At 46.7% G+C, this 8,766-nt stretch carries 8 protein-coding genes and 1 pseudogene; all 9 read left to right on the forward strand.

Annotated features, from left to right (window positions below; all coding sequences use genetic code 11):
* Positions 1 to 4 precede the first annotated feature (4 nt).
* On the forward strand, positions 5 to 1,567 hold the full coding sequence (gene flhF, locus AB4154_RS19375; RefSeq protein WP_029235190.1) for a flagellar biosynthesis protein FlhF: 1,563 nt from the start codon (positions 5 to 7) through the stop codon (positions 1,565 to 1,567).
* A gap of 13 nt (positions 1,568 to 1,580) precedes the next feature.
* A complete protein-coding gene (locus AB4154_RS19380; protein WP_017060668.1) occupies positions 1,581 to 2,468 on the forward strand; it encodes a MinD/ParA family protein in 888 nt (295 codons plus the stop codon).
* Complete coding sequence (locus tag AB4154_RS19385; RefSeq protein ID WP_017060667.1) at positions 2,461 to 3,195, forward strand: RNA polymerase sigma factor FliA; 735 nt, start codon at positions 2,461 to 2,463, stop codon at positions 3,193 to 3,195. The genes AB4154_RS19380 and AB4154_RS19385 overlap by 8 nt, the downstream gene beginning before the upstream one ends.
* A 42-nt stretch (positions 3,196 to 3,237) precedes the next feature.
* A complete protein-coding gene (cheY, locus tag AB4154_RS19390) occupies positions 3,238 to 3,606 on the forward strand; it encodes a chemotaxis response regulator CheY (RefSeq protein ID WP_016767062.1) in 369 nt (122 codons plus the stop codon).
* A gap of 105 nt (positions 3,607 to 3,711) precedes the next feature.
* On the forward strand, positions 3,712 to 4,443 hold the full coding sequence (locus AB4154_RS19395; RefSeq protein ID WP_017064113.1) for a protein phosphatase CheZ: 732 nt from the start codon (positions 3,712 to 3,714) through the stop codon (positions 4,441 to 4,443).
* 9 nt (positions 4,444 to 4,452) lie between these two features.
* Positions 4,453 to 6,681, forward strand: coding sequence for a chemotaxis protein CheA (locus tag AB4154_RS19400; RefSeq protein WP_372123866.1), 2,229 nt, complete (start codon positions 4,453 to 4,455; stop codon positions 6,679 to 6,681).
* A gap of 13 nt (positions 6,682 to 6,694) precedes the next feature.
* On the forward strand, positions 6,695 to 7,819 hold the full coding sequence (locus AB4154_RS19405) for a chemotaxis response regulator protein-glutamate methylesterase (protein WP_372123868.1): 1,125 nt from the start codon (positions 6,695 to 6,697) through the stop codon (positions 7,817 to 7,819).
* A 10-nt stretch (positions 7,820 to 7,829) separates the two neighbouring features.
* Positions 7,830 to 8,612: a ParA family protein gene (locus tag AB4154_RS19410; RefSeq protein ID WP_017064111.1), complete on the forward strand. Its 783-nt coding sequence runs from the start codon at positions 7,830 to 7,832 to the stop codon at positions 8,610 to 8,612.
* Positions 8,599 to 8,766, forward strand: a pseudogene (locus tag AB4154_RS19415) (chemotaxis protein CheW); the annotation flags it as partial. The gene AB4154_RS19410 and the pseudogene AB4154_RS19415, both read left to right, overlap by 14 nt.

The raw sequence follows: 8,766 nt of genomic DNA on the forward strand, positions 1-8,766 counted from the left end.
CGAATTGAAAATTAAACGATTTTTTGCAAAAGATATGCGAACGGCTCTGCTCCAAGTTAAAGAAGAACTTGGTTCAGAAGCGGTGATCATGTCTAACAAAAAGGTCGCAGGTGGCGTGGAAATTGTTGCCGCTATTGATGGCGAATCCAGCCCGTCGACAGCGAGCCAGAGATTAAATAAACCTCAGCAGCCTGCACAAAGCCAATATACGCAAATGGCCGCGCCCGCAGCTCCTGCTGGGCGACGTCAACTAGACGATGACAAGGTTAGCCTACAGTCGAATGTTGAAGGTGGACGCTCAATGACTAAGCGCTTTGCGAATATGCTTAAGCAATACAGTCATGGCGCCGATGATGAGCCACAGCATCGTGCAGAAAATGAAGATTCATTGTCAGCATTGCTCAATCGCCAATCAAGCACGGGCCATAAGCCTCATAGTCATCAGACTCAAAGCAATTTGCAGTCTCATGGCCATCAGCAATCTCACGGTAACCAACAGTCTCACGGAAATCTTGATTCTGCATTTGCTCGTGAAACGGGTTTGTCTAAGTTGATTGCTGAAGACCGCAGAGTAGAGCGCCCGACACCTCGCTTGGATCCTACCCGTTATGATCGTGGTCGAGAGAACACTCAGTCCAAAGGTTCTGATACTGAAATGGAAACGATGCGCGAAGAGATGACCTCAATTCGTCGTCTGTTAGAGCATCAAGTTTCTGGGTTGATGTGGCAAGAAGTTGAGCGCCGTGAACCACTGAGAGCCATGCTTATTAAGCGCCTTGAACGTATGGGTGTATCTGCAGAGCTTGCCGATCAAATGGCTTGCTACATTCCTGAAGATACTAAACCTGCACGTGCATGGAAGGCTCTGTTAGCTCTGGTTGCTGACCAAATCTCCGTTACACAAAAAGATATTTTAAAACGCGGCGGTATTGTGGCTCTACTTGGCCCAACCGGCGTGGGTAAAACAACGACTGTTGCAAAGCTAGCTGCACGTGCTGCAATGGAATATGGCGCTGATAACGTCGCACTAGTGACAACTGACACATATCGTATAGGTGCACATGAGCAGTTATCGATCTACGGCCGAATTATGGGTTGTCCTGTAAGAGTTGCTAAAGATTCTAGCGAACTGGCCGATGTAATATATCAGTTACGTAATCGTCGCCTGATTCTGGTCGATACTGCAGGCATGGGACAACGAGATGTTCGCCTATCTGAGCAGTTAGACACATTGATGCAAGAGAGTGGTTCCGTTATCAATAGCTACCTTGTGTTGCCTGCAACCGCGCAACGCAAAGTGCTGCAAGAAACAATTGAACACTTTAGAAGAATCCCGTTGTCGGGATGCATCATGACTAAGCTGGATGAATCCCTAAGTCTAGGTGAATTCATCAGTGTCGTAATACAAAATGCATTACCAGTTGCTTACATAGCAAATGGTCAACGAGTTCCTGAAGATATCGTTATAGCTCAGCCAAAGTACATGATTGCTAAGGCTAATGAGCTATTAGAAAAATCTACAGAGAATGAACCTCATTACTGGAATAGCGATTCTGAAGGGCTCTAGGCGGCGGATAAATATGAATGAAAATATGATACATGACCAAGCTAGCGGCCTCCGTCGCTTAACCAAGCCTTCACTCACAAAAGTTATCGCTGTAACCGGTGGTAAGGGAGGCGTTGGTAAATCTAATGTGACGTTAGGTATGGCTATTTGCATGGCGCGCCAAGGCAAAAAAGTCATGGTGCTAGATGCCGATTTAGGACTAGCGAACGTCGATATCATGCTAGGTATTCGTTCTAAACGAAACCTTGGGCATGTGTTGGCTGGCGAATGTGAACTTAAGGATGCGATTGTCGAAGGGCCGCACGGAATTAAAATTATTCCAGCGACATCGGGCACTCAAAGCATGACTGAACTTTCACACGCACAGCATGCTGGTTTGATTCGCGCATTCGGTTCGCTTGAAGACGAGATGGATATCTTGTTGGTTGATACCGCAGCCGGTATTTCGGACATGGTGATCAGCTTCTCAAGAGCGGCGCAAGACGTGGTTGTCGTGGTATGTGATGAACCTACCTCGATCACGGATGCATATGCTTTGATTAAGCTTTTAAGCAGAGAACACCAAGTTCAGCGATTCAAAGTTGTTGCAAATATGGTCAGAAGCTACCGCGAAGGCCGAGAATTATTTGCAAAGTTGACTTTGGTCACAGAGCGCTTCTTGAATGTGAGCCTCGAACTCGTAGCATGTATTCCTTTAGATGATAAAGTACGTCAATCAGTCAAGAGACAGAAAATCGTAGTCGATGCGTTTCCTCGCTCTCCAGCTGCATTGGCAATCAGCTCTTTGGCTAACAAAGCCTTGACCTGGCCAATACCAAAAACACCGAGCGGACACTTGGAGTTCTTTGTTGAAAGGCTGCTGAATCGTACTGAATTTATAGAGGAACCATTTGGTGAATAAAGCGCTTACTTACGACCAACACGCTAATCACAATAGCCAACAGGCTTTTTTTGAGAAGTACTCTGTGTTGGTTAAACGTATCGCTCATCACTTGTTGGGGCGATTACCGCCTAATGTATTGGTTGATGACTTAATTCAAGCTGGCATGATCGGCTTGATTGAAGCGCAACAAAACTATGATGGTACCAAAGGCGCAAGCTTTGAGACGTATGCTGGTATTCGGATTCGCGGGGCAATGTTGGATGACATTCGCCGTGGGGACTGGGTGCCGAGATCGGTTCATAAGAACAATCGAGAAATCAGCAGTGCAATTGCGGAATTAGAGGGTATCCTCAACCGCGACCCGAGTGATGCCGAAGTGGCAAAACACATGGGGCTCAGTTTAGAGCAGTATCACAGTGCTTTAACTGACATTAATTGCTCAAGACTGGTTGGAATTGAAGATTTAGGCGTCTCAGATGATGTAATATCTCCGAATGAAGACTCTCAAGATAATACGCCTTTTCAAGGGGTTGCTGATGAGTCATTCCGCCAAGCTTTGATCGATTCGATAAAACAACTTCCGGAAAGGGAAGGCCTTGTGCTTTCGCTTTATTACGACGAAGAACTCAATTTAAAAGAGATTGGGGAAGTGTTAGGTGTCAGCGAATCTCGTGTCAGCCAAATACTGAGCCAATCTATGCAGCGTTTACGCACTAAGTTAAGTGCTTGGACACAGAACGACTAACAACACTGATCCTATTCAGTGGAGGCTAATTTGAACAAAAACATGAAAATTCTCATTGTTGATGATTTTTCAACGATGCGCCGAATTGTTAAAAACCTACTTCGCGATTTAGGTTTCAACAACACTCAAGAAGCAGATGATGGCTTGACCGCGTTACCTATGCTGAAAAAAGGCGAATTTGATTTCGTGGTAACTGACTGGAACATGCCAGGCATGCAAGGGATTGACCTGCTTAAACACATTCGCGCAGACGCAGAACTTAAGCACCTTCCAGTGCTTATGATCACAGCTGAAGCGAAGCGTGAGCAGATCATCGAAGCTGCGCAAGCGGGTGTTAATGGTTACATTGTGAAGCCTTTCACTGCTGCAACGCTGAAAGAGAAACTTGATAAGATTTTTGATCGCTTATAAGCATCAATAAATTTAGGCACTTCTAGGTAAACACTGACTGATAAGTTATCTGTTTATCTCGATAGCCTAAGCGCACAAAGTATGCGGAGTAAGGCCGAATTCAGGATGATTTCATTAGAACAAGCAAAAAAATTAGTAGAGCTGCTTGAGAACGATGAGCAGCAAAATGCTGATTCTCTTGTGAGAAGCATTTATGAAGATAACTTTAGTCTTCAAGACAATCCAATGCTTCAAGAAATAGGAAGTCTGACACGCGACCTCCACGACTCTTTGACTCAATTCAATTTCGATGAACGCATCAGCGTTATCGCAAATGACGAAATCCCTGATGCAAGGGATCGCCTTCAGTATGTCATTGATAAAACGGAAGTTGCGGCAAATAAGACGATGGACGCTGTCGATCGCTGTATGCCAATCGCAGACAACCTACACGAGTGTTTACTTCAAGTAAGGCCTCAATGGAATGAACTGATGCATGGCCGCATTGAGCTGGCACAATTTAAAGCTTTATGTCACCGCATTGATGGATTGCTTGTCCAAGTAGAAGGCGACAGTACTGAACTACGCGGACAATTGACTGAAATCTTGATGGCTCAGGATTTCCAAGATTTAACTGGGCAGATAATCAGCAAAGTTATTACCTTGGTGAATGAGGTGGAAGGACGTTTGGTCGAGATTCTCACGGTATTCGGTGCGAATCAAAAAGAGCCAACTCCAGAGTCAGAGAAGAAAGCATCGATTGCGCCTGAAGGTCCAATTATGAACCCAGAAGAGCGCGAAGACGCTGTCGCATCTCAAGATGAAGTCGACGATTTGTTATCCAGTCTTGGATTTTAAAGGTAACGTATGAGCTACGATTTAGACGAAGATATTCTTCAGGACTTTTTAGTCGAAGCAGGAGAGATCCTTGAACTCCTATCAGAACAACTGGTAGAGCTTGAGAATAACCCTGACGACAAAGACCTATTAAATGCTATTTTCCGTGGTTTCCATACAGTAAAAGGTGGTGCTGGTTTCCTAGCATTAACTGAGCTGGTGGATACTTGTCATGGTGCTGAGAATGTGTTCGACATTCTGCGAAACGGCCAACGCAGCGTAACATCAGGTTTGATGGATACCATGCTGCAGGCGCTAGATACAGTCAATGTACAGTTTCGCGCCGTGCAAGATCAGGAACCTTTAGTGCCAGCCGACCAATCTTTATTGGATGAACTTCACCGTCTCTGTAAACCAGAGTCTGCGGATGAAGTGGCACCAGTAGAAGCGCCTGCACCTATTATCCCTGAACCTGTTGTTGCAGCGCCTGAGCCTGTTATTGCTCCGGAACCTACTGCTGAAAGCTCAAACATCAATGCATCTTCAGTCGATGATATCTCTGAAGATGAGTTTGAACGCTTGCTTGATGAGCTTCACGGTAAAGGTGGTTCACCAACAGCGCCTTCTGCACCAACACCGCCGCCAGCACCCGCTGCACCTCAGTCTGTTGCTGACAGTGGTGATATTACTGATGACGAATTTGAAAAGTTATTAGATGAATTGCACGGTGCGGGTAAGAGCCCGACAGCGGCAAGTTCAACGCCTCCTCCACCGCCAACGCCGCCAACGCCGCCAACGCCGCCAACGCCGCCAACGCCGCCAGCAGCACCTGTTTCGGCGATGTCTGAAGGCGATGATCTGATGACTGACGAAGAGTTCGAGAAGTTACTTGACCAACTACATGGCTCAGGTAATGGACCTTCGATTGAAGAATTGGATGCCGCGACTAAGCCAGCAGAAGTTAAGGCAGTAGCACCTCAAGCTGCGCCTAAACCTGCTGCGCCAGTTGCCGTTAAAGCTGAGCCAAAACCGAGCGCTCCAGCAAAAGCTGAAGTTAAAGTGCCGGCTAAGAAGCAACAAGCTGAAGCGACAGTTCGTGTTGATACATCAACACTGGACACCATCATGAACATGGTGGGTGAACTGGTATTGGTGCGTAACCGACTAGTCAGCCTAGGCCTCAACAGCAACGACGAAGAAATGTCGAAAGCTGTCTCTAACTTAGATGTTGTTACTGCAGACCTTCAAGGTGCGGTAATGAAGACTCGTATGCAGCCGATCAAGAAAGTATTTGGTCGCTTCCCACGAGTTGTCCGTGACCTTGCTCGTAGCTTGAAGAAAGACATCGTTCTTGAAATGCGTGGCGAAGAAACGGACCTTGATAAAAACTTAGTAGAAGCACTTGCTGATCCCCTGATTCACTTGGTGAGAAACTCTGTCGATCATGGTATTGAAATGCCAAACGACCGTGTTGCTGCGGGTAAATCACAAACGGGTAAAGTGATTCTGTCTGCCTCTCAAGAAGGTGACCACATTGAACTGGCTATCGTTGATGACGGTGGCGGTATGGACCCTGATAAGCTTCGTGCTATCGCGGTTAAACGTGGCCTGATGGATGAAGATGCAGCGTCTCGCTTATCAAATAAAGAGTGTTTCAACCTGATTTTTGCTCCTGGCTTCTCAAGCAAAGAGCAGATCTCGGATATCTCTGGTCGTGGTGTGGGCATGGACGTTGTGAAAACAGCGATCAACACACTGAACGGCTCTATTGATATTGATTCAGAAATGGGACAGGGCACCAAGATCACCATCAAGGTTCCACTAACCCTAGCGATTCTACCAACCTTGATGGTCGGTGTTGCCGGTCATCCATTTGCATTGCCATTGGCTTCTGTAAACGAGATCTTCCACCTAGATTTAAGCCGCACAAACGTGGTTGATGGCCAGCTGACGATTATCGTTCGCGATAAGTCTATTCCGTTGTTCTACTTGCAAAACTGGCTTGCTCCTAAAGCGGGTATTGTTGAGCTGCGTAAAGGGCACGGCCATGTTGTTATCGTACAACTTGGTAGCCAACGTGTTGGTTTTGTTGTCGATACGCTTATCGGTCAAGAAGAAGTCGTGATCAAGCCGCTTGATAAGCTTCTGCAAGGCACGCCAGGAATGGCAGGTGCGACAATTACAAGTGACGGACACATAGCATTGATTCTAGATGTGCCGGACTTGTTGAAGCAGTACGCAGCTGCGTCAAGAATTTAATTTAAGGATAAATATGGCGATTAAAGTATTAGTCGTTGATGATTCGAGTTTCTTTCGTCGTCGCGTTAGCGAGATCATCAACTCAGAGGCTCGCCTAGAAGTCATTGATGTAGCAGTAAACGGTAAAGAAGCCGTTGAAAAAGCGAAACAGCTAAGACCTGACGTAATCATGATGGATGTTGAAATGCCTGTCATGGACGGTATCACTGCCGTTCGTGAAATCATGGCCGCGTCTCCAACGCCTATTTTGATGTTTTCATCGTTAACGCATGATGGAGCGAGAGCAACGTTAGATGCGTTAGATGCAGGTGCTCTCGACTTCCTTCCTAAGAAGTTTGAAGACATTGCACGTAACCGCGACGATGCAGTTGCATTGCTTCAACAGCGTGTGATTCAGATTGCAGCGAAGCGTGCATTTATGCGTCGTGCTCCTATTGCGCCGAGAGCGACTGCGACGACTTCAACATCTACGCTATTGCGCCAGCCGATTTCAACAGCAGCTTCGACTTCGACAGCGAAGCCTGCGGTTGCATCAACGGCGAAATTCAGAGCGTCAGGTAAGAAGTATCAATTAACAGCCATTGGTACTTCGACTGGCGGCCCTGTTGCTCTACAGAAGATTTTGACTCGCATCCCTGCACACTACCCACATCCAATTGTGTTAGTTCAGCATATGCCAGCAACATTCACAGCGGCTTTTGCTAGTCGCTTGAACACCTTGTGTAAGATTGAAGTTCGCGAAGCGCAAGACGGTGATGTGTTAAAACCTGGCGTGGCGTATCTTGCTCCAGGTGGTAAACAGATGATGGTTGATGGCCGCGCAGGGTCTGCACGTCTAAGAATTATCGATGGCGGCGACCGCATGAACTACAAGCCTTGTGTGGATGTCACATTCGGCTCTGCAGCGAAGATCTACGGCGACAAAGTGTTGTCTATGATCCTGACTGGTATGGGCGCAGATGGTCGAGAAGGTTCGCGTATGTTGAAAACTGCGGGCTCGACAATTTGGGCACAAGACGAAGATAGCTGTGTTGTATATGGTATGCCTCAAGCTGTAGCAAAAGCTGGCATTTCTACTGAAGACCTCCCTCTAGACCGTATCGCGGAAAGGATCTTGGTCGAAGTTGGGTTAGCTTAGGTAAATCGAAATGATTGTTTGGAGTGTTGCAAACCAAAAAGGTGGTGTTGGTAAAACGACCACGACCGTGACTCTAGCAGGTTTACTTGCGTTGAAGGGGCACCGTGTTCTGTTGGTTGATACTGACCCACATGCATCACTGACCACCTATCTGGGTTACGATTCAGATACGGTGGAATCGAGCCTGTTTGATCTGTTCCAGCTGCGTGAATTTAACGCGCAGACGGTAAGACCTTTGCTTTTACAAACGGAAGTCGAAGGTATCGATATTATCCCTGCGCATATGTCTTTGGCGACATTAGACCGTGTAATGGGAAATCGAAGTGGCATGGGGTTGATCTTGAAGCGTGCTTTGGCCGCTTTAAAAGATGACTACGACTATGTGTTGATCGATTGCCCGCCAATTCTTGGTGTGATGATGGTCAATGCATTGGCTGCAAGCGATCGTATATTGATTCCGGTACAGACGGAATTTTTGGCGATGAAGGGCTTAGAGCGCATGATTCGCACTTTGACCATTATGCAGAAGTCGCGCAAAACACCGTTTAAGGTGACGATTGTCCCGACGATGTACGACAAGCGAACCAAAGCCTCACTGCAAACATTAACGCAGCTCAAAGATGATTACCCAAACCAAGTTTGGACGTCTGCTGTGCCGATTGATACCAAGTTTCGAGACGCGAGCCTAAAACGCTTGCCAGCCTCTCATTTTGCATCGGGTAGCCGTGGTGTATTTGCTTATAAACAGTTGCTTATTTATCTCGAAAGGTTGGCGATAAATGAGCGCGAATAAAGAATCAACAATGGCGCAGCCAAGTCTCTCTAGTGAACAAGCACTGGATGATTACTTTACTGCGTTATTAGGCGATGAAAGCTTTGAATCTGACGATTTTTTTGTTGACGAGTCGAGCGACGAATCACAATCTGAAGAGCCAGAGCCAGAGCCA

Origin of the sequence: Vibrio sp. 10N.286.51.B11 (genome assembly GCF_041469245.1) — a bacterium.
Taxonomy (GTDB): Bacteria; Pseudomonadota; Gammaproteobacteria; order Enterobacterales; family Vibrionaceae; genus Vibrio; species Vibrio crassostreae_C.

Coding starts and splice junctions, on each gene's coding strand:
- AB4154_RS19380 (WP_017060668.1), top strand. CDS start 1,581: ATGAATGAAAATATGATACATGACCAAGCTAGCGGCCTCCGTCGCTTA.
- cheY (WP_016767062.1), top strand. CDS start 3,238: ATGAAAATTCTCATTGTTGATGATTTTTCAACGATGCGCCGAATTGTT.
- AB4154_RS19395 (WP_017064113.1), top strand. CDS start 3,712: ATGATTTCATTAGAACAAGCAAAAAAATTAGTAGAGCTGCTTGAGAAC.
- AB4154_RS19400 (WP_372123866.1), top strand. CDS start 4,453: ATGAGCTACGATTTAGACGAAGATATTCTTCAGGACTTTTTAGTCGAA.
- AB4154_RS19405 (WP_372123868.1), top strand. CDS start 6,695: ATGGCGATTAAAGTATTAGTCGTTGATGATTCGAGTTTCTTTCGTCGT.
- AB4154_RS19410 (WP_017064111.1), top strand. CDS start 7,830: ATGATTGTTTGGAGTGTTGCAAACCAAAAAGGTGGTGTTGGTAAAACG.